At 59.4% G+C, this 19,456-nt stretch carries 20 protein-coding genes and 1 riboswitch; of the genes, 12 read left to right on the top strand and 8 right to left on the bottom strand.

Annotated elements, in window-relative coordinates; genetic code table 11:
• Positions 1-5: 5 nt before the first annotated feature.
• Both AC07VR_RS14360 and rpoE read right to left on the bottom strand, forming a co-directional pair.
• The gene (locus AC07VR_RS14360; RefSeq protein WP_494994539.1) at positions 6-593 is read right to left on the bottom strand and encodes a sigma-E factor negative regulatory protein; all 588 of its coding nucleotides are present in this window, start codon (positions 591-593) and stop codon (positions 6-8) included.
• Positions 594-628: 35 nt separating this feature from the next.
• Positions 629-1,207 (bottom strand): RNA polymerase sigma factor RpoE/AlgU, encoded by a 579-nt coding sequence (rpoE, locus tag AC07VR_RS14355; RefSeq protein WP_494994538.1) that lies wholly within the window; start codon positions 1,205-1,207, stop codon positions 629-631.
• A gap of 568 nt (positions 1,208-1,775) precedes the next feature.
• Here rpoE and nadB point away from each other — a divergent pair.
• The gene (nadB, locus tag AC07VR_RS14350) at positions 1,776-3,392 is read left to right on the top strand and encodes an L-aspartate oxidase (RefSeq protein ID WP_494994537.1); all 1,617 of its coding nucleotides are present in this window, start codon (positions 1,776-1,778) and stop codon (positions 3,390-3,392) included.
• On the opposite strand, the gene AC07VR_RS14345 is transcribed toward nadB, so the two are convergent.
• The gene (locus AC07VR_RS14345; RefSeq protein ID WP_495011585.1) at positions 3,361-3,813 is read right to left on the bottom strand and encodes a protein YgfX; all 453 of its coding nucleotides are present in this window, start codon (positions 3,811-3,813) and stop codon (positions 3,361-3,363) included. The genes nadB and AC07VR_RS14345 overlap by 32 nt on opposite strands.
• Positions 3,797-4,051 (bottom strand): FAD assembly factor SdhE, encoded by a 255-nt coding sequence (locus AC07VR_RS14340; protein WP_494994535.1) that lies wholly within the window; start codon positions 4,049-4,051, stop codon positions 3,797-3,799. The genes AC07VR_RS14345 and AC07VR_RS14340 overlap by 17 nt, the downstream gene beginning before the upstream one ends.
• 149 nt (positions 4,052-4,200) lie before the next feature.
• On the opposite strand from AC07VR_RS14340, the gene ygfZ reads away from it, so the two are divergent.
• Complete coding sequence (gene ygfZ, locus AC07VR_RS14335; RefSeq protein ID WP_495011584.1) at positions 4,201-5,142, top strand: CAF17-like 4Fe-4S cluster assembly/insertion protein YgfZ; 942 nt, start codon at positions 4,201-4,203, stop codon at positions 5,140-5,142.
• 37 nt (positions 5,143-5,179) lie between these two features.
• Complete coding sequence (locus tag AC07VR_RS14330; protein ID WP_495011583.1) at positions 5,180-6,001, top strand: HDOD domain-containing protein; 822 nt, start codon at positions 5,180-5,182, stop codon at positions 5,999-6,001.
• A gap of 66 nt (positions 6,002-6,067) precedes the next feature.
• Here AC07VR_RS14330 and AC07VR_RS14325 read toward each other — a convergent pair whose 3' ends face one another.
• Positions 6,068-7,453 (bottom strand): sensor histidine kinase, encoded by a 1,386-nt coding sequence (locus AC07VR_RS14325; RefSeq protein ID WP_494994532.1) that lies wholly within the window; start codon positions 7,451-7,453, stop codon positions 6,068-6,070.
• Complete coding sequence (locus tag AC07VR_RS14320; RefSeq protein ID WP_494994531.1) at positions 7,446-8,117, bottom strand: response regulator; 672 nt, start codon at positions 8,115-8,117, stop codon at positions 7,446-7,448. Before AC07VR_RS14320 ends, AC07VR_RS14325 begins: the two co-directional genes overlap by 8 nt.
• 231 nt (positions 8,118-8,348) lie before the next feature.
• Here AC07VR_RS14320 and AC07VR_RS14315 point away from each other — a divergent pair, with 231 nt between their 5' ends.
• Genes AC07VR_RS14315 through AC07VR_RS14295 form a run of 5 tightly spaced genes read left to right on the top strand, consistent with a single transcriptional unit; the run spans position 8,349 to position 13,723 of the window.
• Complete coding sequence (locus AC07VR_RS14315; protein ID WP_495011582.1) at positions 8,349-9,641, top strand: OprD family porin; 1,293 nt, start codon at positions 8,349-8,351, stop codon at positions 9,639-9,641.
• Positions 9,642-9,670: 29 nt separating this feature from the next.
• Positions 9,671-10,660 (top strand): Bug family tripartite tricarboxylate transporter substrate binding protein, encoded by a 990-nt coding sequence (locus AC07VR_RS14310; RefSeq protein WP_495011676.1) that lies wholly within the window; start codon positions 9,671-9,673, stop codon positions 10,658-10,660.
• A 58-nt stretch (positions 10,661-10,718) separates the two neighbouring features.
• Entirely contained in the window at positions 10,719-11,177 is a 459-nt protein-coding gene (locus AC07VR_RS14305) for a tripartite tricarboxylate transporter TctB family protein (protein WP_494994529.1), read from the top strand.
• Position 11,178: 1 nt separating this feature from the next.
• A complete protein-coding gene (locus AC07VR_RS14300) occupies positions 11,179-12,693 on the top strand; it encodes a tripartite tricarboxylate transporter permease (protein ID WP_494994528.1) in 1,515 nt (504 codons plus the stop codon).
• The gene (locus AC07VR_RS14295; protein ID WP_495011581.1) at positions 12,686-13,723 is read left to right on the top strand and encodes an AbrB family transcriptional regulator; all 1,038 of its coding nucleotides are present in this window, start codon (positions 12,686-12,688) and stop codon (positions 13,721-13,723) included. The genes AC07VR_RS14300 and AC07VR_RS14295 overlap by 8 nt, the downstream gene beginning before the upstream one ends.
• 142 nt (positions 13,724-13,865) lie before the next feature.
• Here the strand turns inward: AC07VR_RS14295 and ung are convergent, their stop codons facing one another.
• Positions 13,866-14,558, bottom strand: coding sequence for a uracil-DNA glycosylase (gene ung, locus AC07VR_RS14290; RefSeq protein WP_494994526.1), 693 nt, complete (start codon positions 14,556-14,558; stop codon positions 13,866-13,868).
• Between the two features lie 131 nt (positions 14,559-14,689).
• Between ung and dspII the strand changes: the two genes are divergently transcribed.
• Entirely contained in the window at positions 14,690-15,802 is a 1,113-nt protein-coding gene (gene dspII / locus AC07VR_RS14285) for an enoyl-CoA hydratase/isomerase DspII (RefSeq protein ID WP_495011580.1), read from the top strand.
• A gap of 52 nt (positions 15,803-15,854) precedes the next feature.
• Here dspII and AC07VR_RS14280 read toward each other — a convergent pair whose 3' ends face one another.
• Positions 15,855-16,256: a hypothetical protein gene (locus tag AC07VR_RS14280; protein ID WP_494994524.1), complete on the bottom strand. Its 402-nt coding sequence runs from the start codon at positions 16,254-16,256 to the stop codon at positions 15,855-15,857.
• A 314-nt stretch (positions 16,257-16,570) separates the two neighbouring features.
• A riboswitch (guanidine-I (ykkC/yxkD leader) is annotated at positions 16,571-16,671 on the top strand.
• A gap of 60 nt (positions 16,672-16,731) precedes the next feature.
• On the opposite strand from AC07VR_RS14280, the gene AC07VR_RS14275 reads away from it, so the two are divergent.
• Genes AC07VR_RS14275 through AC07VR_RS14265 form a run of 3 tightly spaced genes read left to right on the top strand, consistent with a single transcriptional unit; the run spans position 16,732 to position 19,454 of the window.
• On the top strand, positions 16,732-17,799 hold the full coding sequence (locus AC07VR_RS14275) for a putative urea ABC transporter substrate-binding protein (protein WP_494994523.1): 1,068 nt from the start codon (positions 16,732-16,734) through the stop codon (positions 17,797-17,799).
• A gap of 31 nt (positions 17,800-17,830) precedes the next feature.
• Positions 17,831-18,646: an ABC transporter permease gene (locus AC07VR_RS14270; RefSeq protein WP_494994522.1), complete on the top strand. Its 816-nt coding sequence runs from the start codon at positions 17,831-17,833 to the stop codon at positions 18,644-18,646.
• Positions 18,647-18,665: 19 nt separating this feature from the next.
• Positions 18,666-19,454, top strand: a complete 789-nt coding sequence (locus AC07VR_RS14265; protein ID WP_495011579.1) for an ABC transporter ATP-binding protein — start codon at positions 18,666-18,668, stop codon at positions 19,452-19,454.
• The last annotated feature ends 2 nt before the right edge of the window (positions 19,455-19,456 follow it).

Genomic DNA, 19,456 nt, shown 5'->3' with positions numbered 1-19,456 from the left:
CCTCCTTAGCGGTTTTCCAGGCTTGCCGCACGGGCATAAGGCAGAGCGCTTTCAGTGCCTTTCAGTGCAGCTTGTTGAGCATGTTGACGCAAGTAGCCTGGCAGACGCTGATCATGCCAGCCTGGCTGACCTTGCAGCACACCATTGGTCATAGGACCAGCGGCTTCCGAGCTCTCACTATAGCCTGCCAACACCGCTGGTCCCTTAATTTGCGGAACAGCCAGACCTGGTTGAGTCGATTGCTGAGCCAATTCGACTCCCGCAATCTCATCGTGGTTATACAGGCGTACACCCGCCAGCACGGCAACCGTCACCGAAGCGGCAACAGCCAGACGACCCAGGCTGCGCCATGGACCACGAGTCGCTTTTACCGGTACGGTTTCATCTGCCAGAGCCGCAGAAACTGCTGCAGCGATGTCCAGACGAGGGAGCAACAAGTCCTTGTGCATCGCTGCCCGAGCGATTTGGTAACGAGCCCAGGTGTCGCGGGTTTCAACATCGTCAAATGCATTCAATACCCGACGTAATTCCAGTTCGTCCGCTTCGTTATCCATCACTGCGGACAGCGATTCCTGCAGGGCTTCACGACTCATGGCGGTTCCTCTCTTGGCTATCGCCGCTGTCTCGGTTATTCCTGCAACAACGGCTGCAGGGCTTTATCGATGGCTTCCCGAGCACGGAAAATCCGGGAACGCACGGTACCCACCGGACACTGCATGACGCTCGCAATGTCCTCGTAACTCAGACCATCGAATTCACGTAAAGTTAACGCCGTACGTAAATCTTCTGGCAGTTGCTGAATGGTTCGATGGACGGTGCCTTCGATCTCATCGCGCAGTAATGCACGCTCCGGCGACTCGAGATCCTTGAGGCCATGATCGCCGTCGTAGAACTCCGCATCTTCAGAACTGACATCGCTATCCGGCGGCCGACGGCCGCGTGAAACCAGATAGTTCTTCGCCGTGTTGATGGCGATACGGTACAGCCACGTATAAAACGCACTGTCGCCACGAAAATTGCCAAGTGCACGATAAGCCTTGATAAAAGCTTCTTGTGCGACATCCTGGGCTTCATGGGTGTCGTGCACGAAACGCACGATCAACCCGAGAATTTTGTGCTGGTATTTCAGCACTAGCAGATCGAAAGCTCGCTTGTCGCCGCGTTGAACGCGCTCTACAAGCTGCTGATCCTCTTCCTGGGTTAGCATGAACACTCCTCGTTAAACTCGGAGGAGGCTTGCATTACCAAACGATCTAGCCTGCAAACATAGACTCGGGTTTTTCGCAAAAGTTCTCCCCCTCCAAGCAAGTTTCCTGCGTGCTCTGATTTGGCACGCACGAAAAGCGCAGCTCGGGCAATGCCGGCCGCGCGAATAATCCTGTCGTCGAAACCACCTGCAAAGACCGGTACACAAATCCGGCGTAGCTCCGACACTCTCCCCCTCCTTCGGGCAACCTACTATTGAGCCTGCCCACCCGGCAAAAGTTCCACATTTTTATAGCTGCGCATAACGAACATTGTGCAACCGTGATGAGAAAAACGCCGCTTCGTCCTCGATATGGTCGTCTATTCGTCGATTTACCGGAAAATCAACCGACACACCGTCAGTCTGATGACAGTCTTTTCAGTCACAGTAGTTTCACAATGCCACGAAGGCCCGACTATTGTGCCGATCCCCCCCTCTATATACTAGTGGGCTGTATGGCTGCCTAGACTCGCCGATCCAGGTGTCTTGCGCCAACCCCGACCCGGGTCGCTTTGAGCGGAATCCTGAAATGAGCCAACAGTTTCAACACGATGTACTGGTAATAGGTAGCGGCGCTGCCGGCTTGAGCCTTGCGCTGACCTTGCCCGGTCATCTGCGCATTGCCGTACTGAGCAAAGGCGACCTCGCCAATGGCTCGACATTCTGGGCCCAGGGCGGCGTTGCTGCCGTGCTGGATGACACCGACACCGTTGAGTCCCATGTCGATGACACGCTCAATGCTGGCGGCGGCCTGTGCCATGAAGACGCCGTACGCTTTACTGTCGAGCATAGCCGAGAGGCGATTCAATGGCTGATCGATCAGGGCGTGCCCTTCACCCGCGATGAACAATCCGGCACCGAAGACGGTGGTTTCGAGTTCCACCTGACCCGCGAAGGCGGCCACAGTCATCGACGGATCATCCACGCCGCGGATGCCACTGGCGCGGCAATTTTCAAAACCTTGCTGGACCAGGCAAAACAACGGCCAAATATCGAACTGCTGGAACAACGAGTCGCAGTCGATCTGATCACTGAAAAGCGCCTGGGCCTTGGCGGCGACCGTTGCCTTGGTGCCTACGTGCTCAACCGCGGCACCGGCGAAGTCGACACCTTTGGCGCGCGCTTCACCATTCTCGCCTCCGGTGGCGCAGCAAAAGTCTATCTCTATACCAGCAACCCTGACGGCGCCTGCGGTGATGGCATCGCAATGGCCTGGCGCTCGGGTTGCCGGGTGGCAAATCTGGAATTCAATCAGTTCCACCCCACCTGCCTCTATCACCCACAAGCCAAGAGCTTTCTGATTACCGAAGCCCTGCGCGGCGAAGGTGCGCACCTGAAGCTGCCGAACGGCGAACGCTTCATGCAGCGCTTCGACCCTCGAGCCGAACTGGCGCCGCGCGACATCGTCGCCCGCGCCATCGACCATGAGATGAAGCGTCTGGGCATCGATTGCGTATACCTGGATATCAGTCACAAGCCGCAAGCATTCATCAAGACCCACTTCCCGACCGTCTATGAGCGCTGCCTGGAATTTTCCATCGACATCACCAAGCAGCCGATCCCGGTTGTCCCGGCGGCGCACTACACCTGCGGCGGAGTGATGGTCGATCAACAAGGCCGCACCGATGTACCAGGCCTGTACGCCATCGGCGAAACCAGCTTCACCGGCCTGCACGGGGCCAACCGCATGGCCAGCAACTCGCTGCTGGAGTGTTTTGTCTACGCCCGCTCGGCGGCCGCGGACATACTTGAGCAGTTGCCGAAAATCCAGGCGCCTCTGGCCCTGCCCGCCTGGGATGCCAGCCAGGTCACCGATTCCGATGAAGACGTGATCATTGCGCACAACTGGGATGAGTTGCGGCGCTTCATGTGGGACTACGTCGGTATCGTGCGCACCAACAAACGCCTGCAACGAGCGCAGCATCGTGTGCGTTTGCTGCTGGACGAGATTGACGAGTTCTACAGTAATTACAAGGTCAGCCGGGATCTGATCGAATTGCGCAACCTGGCTCAGGTTGCCGAATTGATGATCCGCTCAGCCATGGAGCGCAAGGAAAGCCGCGGCCTGCATTACACCCTCGACTACCCGAATATGCTGCCGGTTGCCCTCGACACTATTCTGGTGCCGCCCACCTACGCCGACTGAACTTGAGCCGAACCCGCAGGCGCCGGTGCACATCCGCCGCCTGCGAGTCATGCGGCACACAGATCGCCCGCACGCGCCGCTCACCGCGCAAACGAAAACGCAGCACGACGATCACTGGTAATGCCAGGCTGTCAGGCCGCAACTGTGCGGCCTGCCAGCCATGGGCGGCACTCCAGAGTTGCCAGCCATCGGCATTACGGCGCAAACCGGTAAACGAGGCGCGATGAGTCAATAAAATTTGCCGCGGTAGCGCCCACAGGCCATGGGCCAGGCACAGTACAACGCCGGGCAGACTCGCCCAGATCGGTATAGCGAGAAGAGATAGCGAACCCAGCGTGAGCATCTGAGCCAGAAGATACGCCGCCAGCAATTGCCGTGAGGCATGCCAGCGGCATTCGAAATGATTACTTGGGCTGGACACGGTCCAGAATCATCCGGACCATGCGCTGCAACTCAGGATCTTGCGATTCGGTACGTTCCATGAACCAGCCGAACATGTCCTGATCTTCACACTCAAGCAACTTGCGATAGCATTCGCGGTCTTCAGCATTCAAATGCGGGTAGACCTCTTTCACGAATGGCACCAGCAACACGTCCAGCTCAAGCATGCCGCGGCGGCTATGCCAGTAGAGGCGATTGAGTTCAACATCTTCGACCATGGAGCGCTCCTCAAATAGAGCGCAAGTATACAGGGGGCGGCTGCGACGAACAGTCGGCTTTGGTCGGGCACTACCTATCCTTTGTAAACTACCCATTTCAAGGGCGCCCCCTTATGATGTCCCCCAGACTTTTTACCCTGTGATGACCCATGGCTGATTCCGCATTTTTCTGCATCTTGTCTCACGAAGGCGTTCTTGCCGTTCGTGGCCCGGACGCCAGCAAATTCCTTCAGGGGCAACTGACCTGCAACCTCAATTACCTGAGCGAAACCCAGGCCAGTCTCGGCGCACGCTGCACCCAGAAGGGCCGTATGCAATCGAGCTTTCGCATCCTGCTTGAAGGCGACGGCTGCCTGCTGGCGATGGCAACCGAGCTCCTGGAACCGCAACTGACGGACTTGAAAAAGTACGCCGTATTCTCCAAATCCAAACTAACCGACGACAGCGCATCCTGGGTTCGCTTCGGTCTCGGCCAGGCGGACGCCGCTCTGTCGGCCCTGGGTCTTGATCTGCCACAAGAAACCGACGCAGTGGCGCGTGGTAATGGTTTGATCGCGATTCGCGTGTCCCCCGACAGAGCCGAACTCTGGGCTGCTGCGGATCAAGCCCAAACCCTGCGTGGTCAATTGTCCGGGCAACTGGTCGAAGGCGATCTGAATCAGTGGTTGCTGGGGCAAGTTCGCGCCGGCATCGGCCAGGTCATGCCGAGCACCCGTGAGTTGTTCATTCCGCAAATGCTCAACCTGCAAGCCGTTGGCGGCGTGAGTTTCAAGAAAGGCTGCTACACCGGCCAGGAAATCGTCGCGCGCATGCAGTACCTGGGCAAGCTCAAGCGTCGTCTGTATCGACTGCAACTGGACGCGGCCGAGCTGCCTGAGCCCGGCACGCCGCTGTTTTCCCCAAGCCACGGCAGTTCCATCGGCGAAGTGGTCATCGCCGCCAGTGCCGGACAAAACGTTGAACTGCTGGCGGTGCTGCAAGCCGAAGCAGCAGAGGGTGGCATCATCCATCTTGGCGCCCTTGAAGGCCCCGCCCTGCAACTGCTCGATCTGCCTTACCAACTGGACCGTGATCGCGAAATCCAGCGTTAATTGCAGCACCTTTTTTGCAATACCCTAGAGAACAGAAATGAGCGAGCTGGCGGAAAAGGTCCAACAGGATTTGGTTGAGGCCATCGATAACGATGACCTGGTTCTGCCAACGTTACCGGAAGTGGCCCTCAGGATTCGCAAGGCCGCTGAAGACCCGGAAATCAGTGTCAGCACCCTGAGCAAAGTGATTGGCCGCGATACGGCGCTGTCTGCGCGCCTGATCAAAGTGGTCAACAGCCCTTTGCTGCGTGCAACCCAGGAAGTGACCGACCTGCATACGGCGATCACCCGGCTGGGCGTCAACTACAGCAGTAACCTCGCCATCGGCCTGGTCATGGAACAGATTTTCCATGCCCGCTCCGAAGTGGTGGCGCAGAAAATGCACGATGTCTGGCGCAAGAGCCTGGAAGTGGCCGGAGTCAGTTATGCCCTGTGCCGCAGCCATACTCAATTGAAGCCGGATCAGGCGGCCCTCGGCGGGCTGGTGCATCAGATCGGCGTACTGCCGATTCTGACCTACGCCGAAGATCACTATGAGTTGTTGTCGGACCCGGTCAGCCTCAACCATGTGATCGAGCGCATTCACCCGTTGCTCGGCGACAAGCTGCTCAGGGTCTGGGAGTTTCCCGAAATGCTGGTAAAGCTGCCGGGGCAATACCTCGACTTCAAGCGCCGGTCGGAGCGGGTTGATTATGTCGATCTGGTGCAGATTGCCACGCTGTATTGCCACAAAGACACCGATCACCCGCTCGCCAGAATCGATCCCCTCAGCGTGCCGGCCCTCAAAAAGCTGGGCATCGATCCCGAGAACAAAACGATGTGCAGCGATCTGGAAGAGTCGCGTTCAATGTTTTATTAAACCGGATTTTTGTATCAAGGCGGCTATTGCATCGCGGGCAAGGACTGACAGCACAAGCATTCAGCCTTACCCCGCGATAAAACTCACCCGCACCTTCAAGCCGGCCTGCGCGCCGTCGTGCAGGCTGATCTGCGCCAGGTGAGCGCGGCAGATTTCGCCAACAATCGCCAACCCCAAGCCGGAGCCCGCGACCTGCTGATTACGCCGATAGAAGCGCTCGAACACCCGATCACGCTCCTCAAGCGGGATCCCCGGTCCGTCGTCCTCGACTTCCAGCACGGCTGGAGCGGTGACCCGCAGGATCACGTTGCCACCTGATGGCGTGTGGGCCAGAGCGTTGTCCACCAGATTGCTCAATAGCTCATTCAACAGTGTTGGCTCGCCGCGCAGCCACACCGGCTCGTCGGCTTCCAGGGCCAACGCCACGCCGCGCGCATGAGCCAGTGGCGCCATGGCCATACCCAGTTCGCGGGCCAACTGACTGAGATCCAGCAATTGTGCGCCACCCTCGGCAATCGCCCGCGCACCGTTTTCAACGCGAGCCAGGGAAAGCAATTGATTGGCCAGATGAGTCAAACGATCAGTGCCTTGGGCGGCGCTCTCTAAAGTGTTTCGCCAGATTTCCGGCTCCTTGGCGCGCAGACCCAATTCAAGGCGTGCCTTTAGTGCCGCCAGCGGTGTGCGCAACTCATGGGCCGCATCGGCAATGAACTGCGCTTGACGCTCGAACTGCCCACGCAAACGCTCGGTAAAGTGATTGAGTGCCCGCACCAACGGCCACAGTTCCCGCTGCACCTGCACCAGTGGCAAGGACCGCAGATCATCCGACTGACGCTCTTCCACCGCCGTGCGCAAACGCTCCAACGGGCGCAAAGCCGCACTGACCGCAAACCACACCAGCAGCAGCGCGCCCATCGCCAGCAGGCCCAGCCGCAACAAGGTATCGGCCATCAGACTGCGAGCCATTCTGACTCGCGCCTCATCGGTTTCCGCCACACGAATTTCCGCCATGCCGTTCATGTTCGGATCACTGACGGGCTTGAGCAGGCTCACCACTCGCACGTTTTGCCCTTGATAGGTGGCATTGTAGAAGCGCGCCAGCGCCGGATAATCGTCGGTACGCGGCGTACCTGGCGGTGGACCTGGCAGGTTTTCGTAGCCGGAAATCAGCTTCTGATGAGTGTCATTGACCTGGTAGTAAATCCGCCCGGCGCTGTCATAAGCGAAGGTATCGAGGGCGACGTAAGGCACATCGGCACTCAGACCTCCATCGCGCTGGGACAGGCCGGCGGCGATAGTCCGAGCCGAGGCCAGCAAGGTCCGGTCATAAGCGGTGTCGGCAGCTTCCCGACCGTTCCAGTAAGCGCTCAAGCCGCTGGCCACCATCAACACCACCAGCAACAGCGCGAGGTTCCACAGTAACCGCCAACGCAGACTGCCGGGCTTATGCATCGCGGCTTTCCAACAAGTAGCCAAGCCCCCTGAAGGTCACGATTGCCACTGGCTGTCCATCGAGCTTCTTGCGCAAGCGGTGGACGTAGATTTCGATGGCGTCAGGGCTGGCTTCTTCGTCCAGACCAAACACCTGCGAAGCAAGCTGCTCCTTGCTCATCACCCGACCGGGCCTGGCGATCAGCGCCTCGAGCACCGCCTGTTCGCGGGAAGTCAGGGTGAGCAATTCATCGCCCAGGGTGAAGCGCCGCGTATCCAGGTCATACACCAGCACGCCGCAACGCTGCTGGCGCTCGCCACCCAGCACACTGCGACGCAGCAGCGCCTTGACCCGCGCTTCAAGCTCCGTGAGTTCAAAGGGTTTTGCCAGGTAATCGTCGGCGCCGAGGTTGAGTCCATGAACCCGATCCTTGACGTCGCTGCGGGCGGTCAACATCAGCACCGGCAGGTTTTTCCCACGAGCGCGCAATCGCGCCAGCACCTCGAAACCGTCCATGCGCGGCAAGCCCACGTCGAGAACCGCCACCGCGTATTCCTCGCTGCTCAAGGCCAGGTCGGCGGCCACTCCATCGTGCAGCACATCGACGGTCAGACCGGTGCTTTTCAGCGCCTGGGCGACACTTTCGGCTAGCTGAAGATGGTCTTCGACAAGAAGAACACGCATGGATCACTACCTCATTCAGGAACGGTCGACACCATTCTTTGGCGCGGAGTTTACAGCCGCACCCGCCGCTGTGAAGCCTGAAAACAGTGAAAGTCTGCTGAAAGGTTAGCGAAAGGTAGGCCCGTTAGAGTCCAGCCGCGGACAGTTTCGACTGCCGTGACTATTGAAGATCAGTTAGAAAAACGCCTCGAAGCGTTTTCGCCAATAAGAACAATAACGGAGTACTTCACAATGCTGTCCATGCAGCCTCAGGCTCGTCCGCCTGCTCGTTTTTCCCGCTTTGGCCAGACTGCCCTTGCCAGTGCCGCCACCCTCGCCGGCTTTTCGCCGTTAAGCCAGGCAGCCTTCTTCGAAGACAGTAGCGCCACGTTCGAAACCCGCAATATGTATTTCAACCGCGACTTTCGCGATGGCACCAGCGCCCAGCAATCCAAGCGTGACGAATGGGCTCAGGGCTTCATGCTCAACCTGCAATCGGGTTACACCGAAGGCACCGTAGGTTTCGGTGTCGACGCACTGGGCATGCTCGGGGTCAAACTCGACTCCAGCCCCGACCGCACTGGCACCGGCCTGTTGCCAATCCATGATGATGGGCGTGCCGCAAACGAGTACTCCAAACTCGGCCTGACCGGCAAGGTGAAGATCTCCGCCACCGAACTCAAGATCGGCAGCCTGATCCCGGAACTGCCGATCCTCAAGCCCAACGACGGGCGCATCCTGCCGCAGACCTTCGAGGGCGGCCTGCTGACCTCCAGGGAAATCAAGAACCTGACCTTCACCGGCGGACGTCTGGACAAGGCCAAGGATCGCGATGACACCAACTTCGAGGACATCGCCCTCAACAACAAGAACAGCCGCTTTGTGTCGGGTGCCACTGGCAAGCATTTCGACTTCGGCGGCGTAGATTACAAGTTCACCGACAAAATCACCGGCAGCTACCACTACGCCCAACTTGATGACGTGTACAAGCAGCACTTCGTCGGCGTGGTCGCGTCGCAACCGTTCGGCCCCGGCACTTTCGCCACCGACCTGCGTCTGGCCATCAGTGATGACCAGGGCGCAGCCCGTGGCGGCAAGATCGACAATAAATCCCTCAACGGTCTGGTCAGCTATGCCTTGAACGGGCATAAACTCAGTGCCGGCTATCAGCACATGTCCGGCGATAGCGCCTTTCCCTATGTCGATGGCAGTGATCCGTACCTGGTCAACTTCGTCCAGATCAACGACTTTGCCGGCGCCGAAGAACGCTCATGGCAGGCCCGCTACGACTTTGACTTCGCCAGGCTGGGCATTCCCGGCCTGAGTTTCATGAGCCGTTACATCAGCGGTGACAACATCAAGTTGAAAAACGGCGAGACTGGTAAAGAGTGGGAACGCAACAGCGAGATCAGATACGTCGTGCAAAGCGGCACCTTGAAAAACGTTGCCGTGCGCCTGCGCAACGCCACTTACCGTTCCAACTACTCTGCCCGCGATGCCGATGAAGTGCGTTTGCTGGTGAGCTACAGCGTTGATCTTTGGTAATCGCCTCATCCAATAACAACAATAGGGAGATCCACATGAACTTATCACTGCGTCGCTTCGCCTTGGCCGCCAGTTGCATGCTCTTTGCCAGCCAATTGCTCGCCGCTACAGAGCCAAAACGCCCGGAATGTATCGCACCGGCCTCGCCGGGCGGTGGTTTCGACCTGACCTGCAAACTGGCGCAAAGCGCGCTGGTCAACGAAAAACTGCTGAGCAAACCAATGCGTGTGACCTACATGCCTGGCGGTGTTGGCGCAGTGGCTTACAACGCGGTGGTCGCTCAGCGTCCGGCCGACGCCGGTACGCTGGTCGCCTGGTCCAGCGGTTCGTTGCTGAACCTGGCCCAAGGCAAGTTCGGACGTTTCGATGAAACCGCCGTGCGTTGGCTGGCAGCGGTTGGCACCAGCTACGGTGCTATCGCAGTGAAAAGTGACTCGCCCTACAAGAACCTCGACGATCTGGTCCAGGCGCTGAAGAAAGATCCGAGCAAAGTGGTGATCGGTTCCGGCGGCACCGTCGGCAGCCAGGACTGGATGCAGACAGCACTGATCGCCAAGGCCGCCGGGATCAACCCGCGTGACCTGCGTTATGTCGCCCTCGAAGGCGGCGGTGAAATCGCCACCGCCCTGCTTGGCGGCCACATCCAGGTCGGCAGCACCGACATCTCCGACTCCATGCCGCACATCCTGAGCGGTGACATGCGCCTGCTGGCGGTTTTCGCCGAGAACCGCCTGGACGAGCCGGAAATGAAAAACATTCCGACCGCCAAGGAACAGGGCTATGACATCGTCTGGCCGGTGGTACGTGGTTTCTATCTCGGGCCAAAAGTCAGCGACGAAGACTATGCCTGGTGGAAAAACGCCTTCGACAAACTCCTGGCCTCGGAAGACTTCGCCAAGCTGCGTGATCAGCGTGAGCTGTTCCCGTTCGCCATGACCGGTCCGGAGCTGGACGCCTACGTGAAGAAGCAAGTCGCCGACTACAAGGTGCTGGCCAAAGAGTTCGGTTTGATCCAGTGATCGCCTCTGTCTAGCGGTTGCGCCCTTGCGCATCAGGGGCGTGACCCAGGAGTTCCTCATGCTCTTACAACGCATTTTCGCGTCCGCACTGCTATTGGTCTGTATTGGCCTGGCACTGATGGCGTGGCCGTATCAGGCCGCCTTTTCCTACGAACCTGTCGGGCCTCGAGCCTTTCCGCTGCTGATGCTCGGCCTGATGGGGCTGGCTCTGCTTTACCTGTTTTTTCGCCCGACGCCGATTGTGCACAGCGACGACGAACCGCAACTTGACCGCGAAACCCTGACCAAGATCGGCATCTGCGTAGTGCTGTTGCTGGTATTCGCCGGGACCTTCGAACCGCTCGGATTCGTTGTTTCCAGCATCCTGGTCGGCATTCCAATGGCCCGTCTCTATGGCGGTCGCTGGTTACCCAGCATGGTGATCATCAGCCTGATGAGTATCGGTCTGTACCTGCTGTTCGACCGGGTGATGGACGTGCCACTGCCTTTGGGCCTGCTCGACGTTCTGGAGAATTGATATGGATACTCTGAATTATCTTGGCCAGGGCTTCGGCGTTGCGTTGACACCCTACAACCTGGTGACCGCGTTGAGCGGTACCCTGATCGGTACCGTGGTCGGTCTGCTGCCGGGCCTGGGTCCGATCAACGGCGTGGCGCTGTTGATCCCGATTGCCTTCGCTCTCGGTCTACCGCCGGAATCGGCGTTGATCCTGTTGGCAGCGGTTTATCTGGGCTGCGAATATGGCGGCCGCATCAGCTCGATCCTGCTGAACATCCCGGGCGAAGCTTCCACCGTGATGACCACGCTCGACGGCTACCCGATGGCCCGTCAGGGCTTGGCGGGCGTGGCGCTTTCCTTGTCGGCGTGGAGCTCGTTCATCGGTGCCTTTATTGCCACCTGCGGCATGGTGTTGTTCGCGCCGCTACTGGCGAAGTGGGCAATTGCCTTCGGCCCGGCGGAATACTTTGTGCTGATGGTTTTCGCCATAGTCTGCCTCGGCGGCATGGCCGGTGATCGACCACTCAAGACCTTCATCGCGGCGCTGATCGGTTTGTTCCTGTCGAGTGTCGGTATCGATGCCAACAGCGGCGTGTACCGCTTCACCGGTGACAACATCCACCTCACCGACGGCATTCAGTTCGTCGTGCTGGTGCTGGGCCTGTTCTCCATCAGTGAAATCCTCTTGCTGCTGGAAAAAACCCATCGCGGCCAGGAAGCGGTGAAGGCTACTGGCCGGATGATGTTCAACTTCAAGGAAGCGGCGTCGGTATTCACGGTGAATATCCGTTGCGGTGTGCTGGGTTTCATCATGGGTGTGTTACCGGGTGCCGGTGCAACCCTGGCCAGTGCCGTGGCCTACATGACCGAGAAACGCATTGCCGGTACGAGCGGTAAGTTCGGCCAGGGCGACAAGCGTGGCCTTGCGGCGCCTGAAACCGCGATCGGCGGTGCTGCCTGCGGCGCGCTGGTGCCGATGCTGACTCTGGGTGTACCAGGCTCAGGCACCACTGCGGTGATGATCGGCGCGCTATCGCTGTACAACATCACCCCCGGCCCGCTGCTGTTCCAACAGCAGCCGGACATTGTCTGGGGCCTGATCGCCTCGTTGTTCGTCGCCAACGTCATGCTGGTGATCCTCAACATCCCGATGATCCGCATCTTCACCCGCATCCTCGCCGTGCCGAACTGGGCACTGGTGCCGGTGATCGCCATCATCACCGGGATCGGCGTCTATGCAGTGCACGCCACGACCTTCGATCTGTTCCTGATGATCGGCATCGGCATCTTCGGCTACATCCTGCGCAAGCTCGACTTCCCGCTGTCGCCGGTACTGCTGGGCTTTATCCTCGGCGGCCTGATGGAGCAGAACCTGCGTCGTGCGTTGTCGATTTCCAACGGCGCACTGGAAATCCTCTGGTCGAGCCCGATCACCTTCGGCGTCTGGGTTCTGACTGCAATCATGCTGCTGATGCCGATCCTGCGGATCTGGCGCAAACGTTCCGTGCAGCGTCGTGCCCTGGCCGATGCCTGAGACCTCCTTCAAAAACTGGTGGGGAACACCGCTGGCCGGTTTGCTTGGCGGTTACCTCGCCAGCCAGATCGGTTGGCCGCTGCCCTGGATGGTCGGCTCATTACTGGCGATCATCCTGGTGCGCTGCCTGACACCCTGGCAACTGGCGGAAATCCCGGGCGGGCGTAAATGCGGCCAGTGGATCGTTGGCATCGGCATCGGCCTGCACTTCACCCCGGTGGTGATCGAGCAGGTCATGAGCCACTTCGGTTTGATCTTCTTCGGTGCCTTGGTCACCAGCCTGTCCAGTGTGGTCGGGGTCTGGTTGCTGCGGCGTACCGGCGAAGATCGCGCCACCGCGTTTTTCTCCAGCATGCCCGGCGGTTCCGGTGAGATGGTCAATCTCGGCGCGCGTAATGGCGCGGTGCTCAGTCGCGTTGCGGCCGGGCAGAGTTTGCGGGTGCTGGTGGTGGTGCTATGTGTACCGGCAGCGTTCAAGTATTTGTTGGGAGAAGGTGCGCCGGTGCTTCATCCGACGGCAGTCGATTGGCGCTGGCTGGCGGTGCTGTTTCCGGCGGGCGCCCTGCTCGCCTGGCTCTGGCAGCGTTTGCACCAACCTAACCCCTGGTTGTTCGGACCGTTGCTGGTGAGTGCGGCGGTGAGCATCGCCTGGGATGTGCACATCGGTTTGCCCAAGGGTGGCAGCCAGATCGGCCAGTGGTTGATCGGCAGCGGTTTGGGCTGTCACTTCAACCGGCAATTCTTCCGCCGGGCACCGTCGTTCATGGGCCGGACGTTGATCGCAACGGGCTTGACCATGTTGATCGCCGCACTCGCGGCCTTGGGCCTTAGCGCGGTGACGAATCTGGATCTGCGTTCGCTTACCTTGGGCATGATGCCCGGCGGCATCGCTGAAATGAGCCTGACTGCCGAAACCCTGCAACTGTCGGTGCCTCTGGTGACGGCGATGCAGGTGATGCGGTTGCTGTTTGTGTTGTTTCTGGCTGAACCGTTGTTTCGGTATTGGGATAAGTTGCCGCACAAGGCCTGACATTTGATCGTTCCCACGCTCACGCGTTGATCGTTCCCACGCTCTGCGTGGGAATGCAGCCCGTGACGCTCCGCGTCACAAGAGCGGACGCAGAGCGTCCATTGAGGTATTCCCACGCAGAGCGTGGGAACGATCATTGTTACTAGACCGGCGGCAATCGCCACTCGATCGGCGTCTGGCCATTCTGCTCAAGAAACTTGTTGGCCCGGCTGAAGTGCCCGCAACCAAAGAACCCGCGATAAGCGGATAGCGGAGACGGATGCACTGAAGTCAGCACCAGGTGTTTGGTCGCGTCGATCAGTTTCTGCTTGCTCTGGGCATGCGCGCCCCACAGCAGGAACACCAGATGCGGCTGGTGTTCGCTGACGATCTCGATAACCCGGTCAGTAAAGAACTGCCAGCCCTTGCCCGCATGGGAGTTGGCGTTGGCGCGTTCGACGGTCATGGTGGTGTTGAGCATCAGCACGCCCTGCTCGGCCCAGCTTTGCAGGCAACCGTGAGCGGGAATGTCGATGTTCAGGTCACGCTTGAGCTCTTTATAGATGTTTACCAGCGACGGCGGTGCCGGCACACCCGGTTGCACCGAGAAGCATAAGCCGTGAGCCTGTCCCGGGCCGTGATACGGATCCTGACCGAGGATCACCACCTTGACCTTGTCCAGAGGGGTCAGGTTCAGCGCATTGAAAATCATTGACCCTGGCGGATAGATTTCCTTGCCGCTGGCGTATTCCTGACGCAGGAATTCGCGCAGCTCGGCCATATACGGCTGGTCGAACTCCGCACGCAGTGCCTCCTTCCAGCTCGGTTCGAGTTTGATACGGTCGTCAGAATTCATCGCTTGGTCCAGAAAAAACTATCGGCGCACCCTAAGAAAGCCCGTGACCCTTGTCAATTGATCTGACGCAGAACCGGCACTTTCCCGTATACCGATCATACTGAACGCTCAATTCAGTCATCGAGGTCAAAATGAATCTGCACTTCGAAGAACTCACGGGCACCGACGGCGCGCGCATTGGCATCGCCAGCCTGGATGCCGAAAAGTCCCTGAACGCCCTCTCCCTGCCGATGATCCACGTCTTGAGCGAACGCCTGGACGTCTGGGCCAAAGACCCGCAGATCGTTTGTGTGCTGTTGCGCGGCAACGGCACCAAAGCTTTTTGCGCGGGTGGTGAGGTCCTTAACCTGGTTGAGGCCTGTCGTGCTCATCCGGGTGAAGTTCCGCCCTTGGCTGCGCACTTCTTTTCGGCAGAATACCGCCTCGACTACCGCCTGCACACCTACCCCAAACCACTGATCTGCTGGGGTCACGGCTATGTGCTTGGAGGTGGCTTGGGGCTATTGCAAGGCGCGAGTATTCGCATCGTCACCCCCAGCAGCCGGCTGGCCATGCCGGAAATCAGCATCGGCTTGTACCCGGATGTTGGCGCCAGTTGGTTCCTTTCGCGCCTGCCAGGCAAACTCGGGTTGTTCCTGGGATTGACCGGTGCCCATATGAATGGCCGCGATGCGATCGATCTGGACCTGGCCGACCGCTTTCTGTTGGATGAACAGCAAGAGGAGTTGATCGAGGGACTGTTGCAACTGAACTGGCAGGAACAGACGCCGATGCAGCTCAACAGCCTGCTCAAGGCCTTGCAGCAGGAAGCCATCGGGCAATTACCGCCAGCACAGTGGCTGCCGCGGCGTGAACAGATCGACGAATGTCTGGATGTCAGCGAGGTGCGCTGTGCCTGGCGTGCCATCAGCCTGCTGCGCGATCACAACGACGTTCTGCTCAGTCGCGCGGCGAAAACCATGAGCGAGGGCTGCCCGCTGACCGCGCATCTGGTCTGGGAGCAGATTGTCCGTGCCCGCCACCTGTCACTGGCCCAGGTGTTCGAGATGGAATACACCTTGAGTCTGAACTGCTGTCGTCATCCGGAATTCAGTGAAGGGGTGCGCGCACGGTTGATCGACAAGGACCAAAAGCCCCATTGGCATTGGCCCGATATCAATGCAATTCCTGACGCGGTGGTCGAAGCGCATTTTCACAAGGTTTGGGAGGGTCGACATCCGCTCGCGGACTTGTCCGACTACTGAAATCCCGGACAAAAAAAGCGGCGCTTGATGCGCCGCTCGATAACAGTCGTGCTTAGCGGTTCCAGTCGCGGTTCCAGTCACCTCTGTGGCCGCGGTCTCCGTGATCACGGTCGCCGTGACGGTTGTCGTCATGACGTTCCTCATGACGCTCCTCATGACGACTCTCACGACGCTCATCATGGCGATCATGGAAATCCCAACCGCGGTTTGGAAAAGACCGGTACACCACGCGTGGAGCCTCTTGGTAATACCGTGGCGCCGGGTAGTAACGCGGCGACGGTGCATAGTAACGGCTGCGGTCCTGATAGTAGTAGGACCCGCCGCCGTTGTAATAAGCCGGGGCAGGCGCGGTATAGACCTCGGAACGGTAGTAGCTCGATTCCCCATCGTAGTAGGGCACACATGCAGAAAGAGACAAACCCAGTAAAGCAATCAGAATAAGTCGTCGATACATGGCGGCCTCCTGGACCGCGAAAGTGCACACACCAGCGTCGCTGGTCGGCGGCAGTCAACAATCAGCTGACTGACGAAACATCTGACAGCAAAAAAGGAATCCGGTGCGATTCAGCAATACATTTATATAGGTGGTGCACGGCCATGATTGCCCTATCCCGGTGCGAACAAGCACCACAACACAGCAGGATTACCTGCGCCCATCCTCCGATCTTTGAGCCAGGCCCTCTGGATCAACGCTCGACAACACTTGGCACGCCTCTCGCTTAGTCAACTGCGTGCAGGAGTCATCACAGGTTCGCGGCACCACAATTTGCAATGGCTGACTAGGGTTCCGGCTCGCTTGGGCGAGTGACTGGTCCGAGAGTCGGCGACCTCCAGTTGAGGTTACACGGCGGGATAAAAGCCCGGGAGACAAGCCACCGTTCGCGGTGCCGCGTGCTCCTGTGCGCCCTTGATCAACTGGAGAACCACTCATGTCCCAACTTCGTTTACCCGCCCTGCTCGCCGCCGCTTTCGCGGCCCTCGTGAGCTTCTCGTCCCAGGCCGCACAGAAAGACCACTTCAGCGTCTGCTGGACCATCTACGCCGGCTGGATGCCCTGGGAATACGCAGGCACCCAAGGCATCGTCGACAAGTGGGCGAAAAAGTACGGCATCAAAATCGATGTGGTGCAGCTCAATGACTATGTCGAATCGATCAACCAGTACACCGCCGGCCAGTTCGATGGCTGCAGCATGACCAACATGGACGCCTTGACCATTCCCGCCGCTGGTGGCGTGGAAAGCACCGCGCTGATCGTCAGCGACTTTTCCAATGGTAATGACGGCATCGTAGTCAAAGGAGAAGGCAAGACTGTCGCCGACCTTAAAGGAATGAGCGTCAATCTGGTGGAGCTGTCGGTCTCTCACTACCTGTTGGCGCGCGCGCTGGACTCGGTCGATCTCACCGAGAAAGACCTGAAGGTAGTCAACACTTCCGACGCCGACATCTCCGCCGCCTTCAATACCGATCAAGTACACGCCGTCACTACCTGGAACCCGATGCTGTCGGACATCAAAGCCAAGCCTGGCGTCACCCAGGTGTTCGACTCGAGCAAGGTACCCGGCGAAATCATGGACATGATGGTCGTCAACACCCAGACCCTGAAGGACAACCCGGCACTGGGCAAGGCACTGACCGGCGCCTGGTTTGAAGTGGTCGCCCTGATGAACGCCAAATCCGCCGCCAGCACTGCAGCGCTGGAACACATGGCCAAAGCGTCGGGCACCGACCTGCCGGGCTTCCAGTCGCAACTGGACACCACCAAGTTGTTTTCCACCCCTAAAGAAGCACTCGATTTCGCTACCAGCGCGCAACTGCCGAACACCATGCGCAAGGTCGCCGAGTTCTCCTTCCAGCACGGGCTTCTCGGTGAAGGCGCCAAGGACACCAGCGCTGTCGGCATGTCCTTCGCCAACGGCGTGACCAGCGGTGACAAGGCCAACCTCAAGCTGCACTTCGACCCGAGCTACGTGCAGCTGGCCGCCGACTCCAAGCTGTGAGCCACGTTGTCAGTAACCGGAGAACATGGCCATGCGCCTGATCAATCGCCACCCGGATAACCCGAGTCGCCTGTTGCTGGTCATTCTGCCGTTCGCCTTGGTGCTGTTCGCCTATTTCACGGGCTCGGCCGAGCGGCTGACGGACAACCCCAACGACAAGCTGCTACCCAGCGCCGGGCAAATGGCCGACGCGGTGAAACGCCTGGCCTTCACCGCCGACCCGCGCAGCGGCGACTACCTGCTGTGGCAGGACACCGGTGCCAGCCTCCAGCGGCTGGCCATTGGCCTGGGCATCAGCGCTCTGGCGGGCCTGTGCCTGGGCATCGCCGCCGGCACGCTGCCGTTGTTCGGCGCGCCGTTGTCGCCCTTGTTGACGGTGTTGTCGATGGTGCCGCCGCTGGCGATCCTGCCGATTCTGTTCATCGTTTTTGGTCTGGGCGAGTTATCGAAAGTGATGCTGATCGTGATCGGCATCACCCCGTGCCTGGCCCGCGATCTGGAACAGCGCGCCCGGGAAATCCCCGTCGAGCTGCTGATCAAGGCCCAGACGCTCGGAGCTTCGACCTGGACCGTGATTCTGCGGGTAGTCCTGCCGCAACTGCTGCCACGCTTGCTGATCTCGCTTCGACTGATGCTCGGTTCCGCGTGGCTGTTTTTGATCGCCGCTGAAGCGATCGCCTCCACCGACGGCTTGGGCTACCGGATTTTTCTGGTGCGCCGCTACCTGGCGATGGATGTGATCCTGCCGTACGTGGTGTGGATCACCCTGCTCGCCTGGCTGATGGATTGGGGACTCAAACGCCTGACCCAGCGGGCTTTCCCCTGGTACGAAGGAGCGCGGATATGAGCTACGAAGGAGCGCGGGCATGAGCTTCATCACGGTGAACAATGTCTGGCAGCAATACGCTGATCAGGTGGTGCTCGAAAGGCTCAACCTCAGCGTCAACGAGGGTGAGTTCTGCACCCTGGTAGGTGCTTCGGGATGCGGCAAATCGACCTTTCTGCGATTGCTGCTGGGGCAGGAAACAGCCAGTCGCGGAGAAATCCTGTTGGACGGCAAGATGCTGGCCAGCGAACCGGATGCCAGCCGTGGCGTGGTGTTTCAGCGTTACTCGGTGTTCGCGCATTTGTCGGTGCTGGACAACGTCGTCCTTGGCCTGGAACTGCCACGCTCGCCACTAATCGGGCGCTTGTTTGGCCATGCCAAGCGCGAGGCGCGGGAGCAAGCAGGCGCATTGCTGAAAAAAGTCGGCCTCGGTCATGCCCTGGACAAGTACCCGGCGCAGCTCTCCGGCGGTATGCAGCAACGGCTGGCCATCGCCCAGGCGCTGATCATGAAACCCCGCGTATTGCTGCTCGACGAACCCTTCGGCGCCCTCGATCCGGGCATTCGCAAAGATATGCACAGCCTGTTGCTGGAGCTGTGGCGCGAGACGCAACTGACGGTATTCATGGTCACCCATGACCTGTCCGAAGGCTTCAGCCTCGGCACCCGCTTGCTGGTGTTCGACAAGGTTCGCCTCGACCCGCACGCCCCCGGTGCCTATGGCGCACGCATCACCTACGACATCCCTTTGAACAGCGACCGCCGCGCCAACAGCAAAGCCGTCGACGCCCTGCCGGCAGCACTGGCGGGCACGCTTCGCATCGCTTAGAG

Source organism: Pseudomonas sp. GW821-FHT02H09 (assembly GCF_059421425.1).
Note: the sequence above shows the minus strand (reverse complement) of the source record. Positions and strands in the feature narration are given on the sequence as shown.

Excerpts from the sequence above, each read along its gene's own strand:
- AC07VR_RS14360 (WP_494994539.1), bottom strand. The coding sequence starts at position 593 with ATGAGTCGTGAAGCCCTGCAGGAATCGCTGTCCGCAGTGATGGATAAC.
- rpoE (WP_494994538.1), bottom strand. The coding sequence starts at position 1,207 with ATGCTAACCCAGGAAGAGGATCAGCAGCTTGTAGAGCGCGTTCAACGC.
- nadB (WP_494994537.1), top strand. The coding sequence starts at position 1,776 with ATGAGCCAACAGTTTCAACACGATGTACTGGTAATAGGTAGCGGCGCT.
- AC07VR_RS14340 (WP_494994535.1), bottom strand. The coding sequence starts at position 4,051 with ATGGTCGAAGATGTTGAACTCAATCGCCTCTACTGGCATAGCCGCCGC.
- ygfZ (WP_495011584.1), top strand. The coding sequence starts at position 4,201 with ATGGCTGATTCCGCATTTTTCTGCATCTTGTCTCACGAAGGCGTTCTT.
- AC07VR_RS14330 (WP_495011583.1), top strand. The coding sequence starts at position 5,180 with ATGAGCGAGCTGGCGGAAAAGGTCCAACAGGATTTGGTTGAGGCCATC.
- AC07VR_RS14325 (WP_494994532.1), bottom strand. The coding sequence starts at position 7,453 with ATGCATAAGCCCGGCAGTCTGCGTTGGCGGTTACTGTGGAACCTCGCG.
- AC07VR_RS14320 (WP_494994531.1), bottom strand. The coding sequence starts at position 8,117 with ATGCGTGTTCTTCTTGTCGAAGACCATCTTCAGCTAGCCGAAAGTGTC.
- AC07VR_RS14315 (WP_495011582.1), top strand. The coding sequence starts at position 8,349 with ATGCTGTCCATGCAGCCTCAGGCTCGTCCGCCTGCTCGTTTTTCCCGC.
- AC07VR_RS14305 (WP_494994529.1), top strand. The coding sequence starts at position 10,719 with ATGCTCTTACAACGCATTTTCGCGTCCGCACTGCTATTGGTCTGTATT.
- AC07VR_RS14300 (WP_494994528.1), top strand. The coding sequence starts at position 11,179 with ATGGATACTCTGAATTATCTTGGCCAGGGCTTCGGCGTTGCGTTGACA.
- AC07VR_RS14295 (WP_495011581.1), top strand. The coding sequence starts at position 12,686 with ATGCCTGAGACCTCCTTCAAAAACTGGTGGGGAACACCGCTGGCCGGT.
- ung (WP_494994526.1), bottom strand. The coding sequence starts at position 14,558 with ATGAATTCTGACGACCGTATCAAACTCGAACCGAGCTGGAAGGAGGCA.
- dspII (WP_495011580.1), top strand. The coding sequence starts at position 14,690 with ATGAATCTGCACTTCGAAGAACTCACGGGCACCGACGGCGCGCGCATT.
- AC07VR_RS14280 (WP_494994524.1), bottom strand. The coding sequence starts at position 16,256 with ATGTATCGACGACTTATTCTGATTGCTTTACTGGGTTTGTCTCTTTCT.
- AC07VR_RS14275 (WP_494994523.1), top strand. The coding sequence starts at position 16,732 with ATGTCCCAACTTCGTTTACCCGCCCTGCTCGCCGCCGCTTTCGCGGCC.
- AC07VR_RS14270 (WP_494994522.1), top strand. The coding sequence starts at position 17,831 with ATGCGCCTGATCAATCGCCACCCGGATAACCCGAGTCGCCTGTTGCTG.
- AC07VR_RS14265 (WP_495011579.1), top strand. The coding sequence starts at position 18,666 with ATGAGCTTCATCACGGTGAACAATGTCTGGCAGCAATACGCTGATCAG.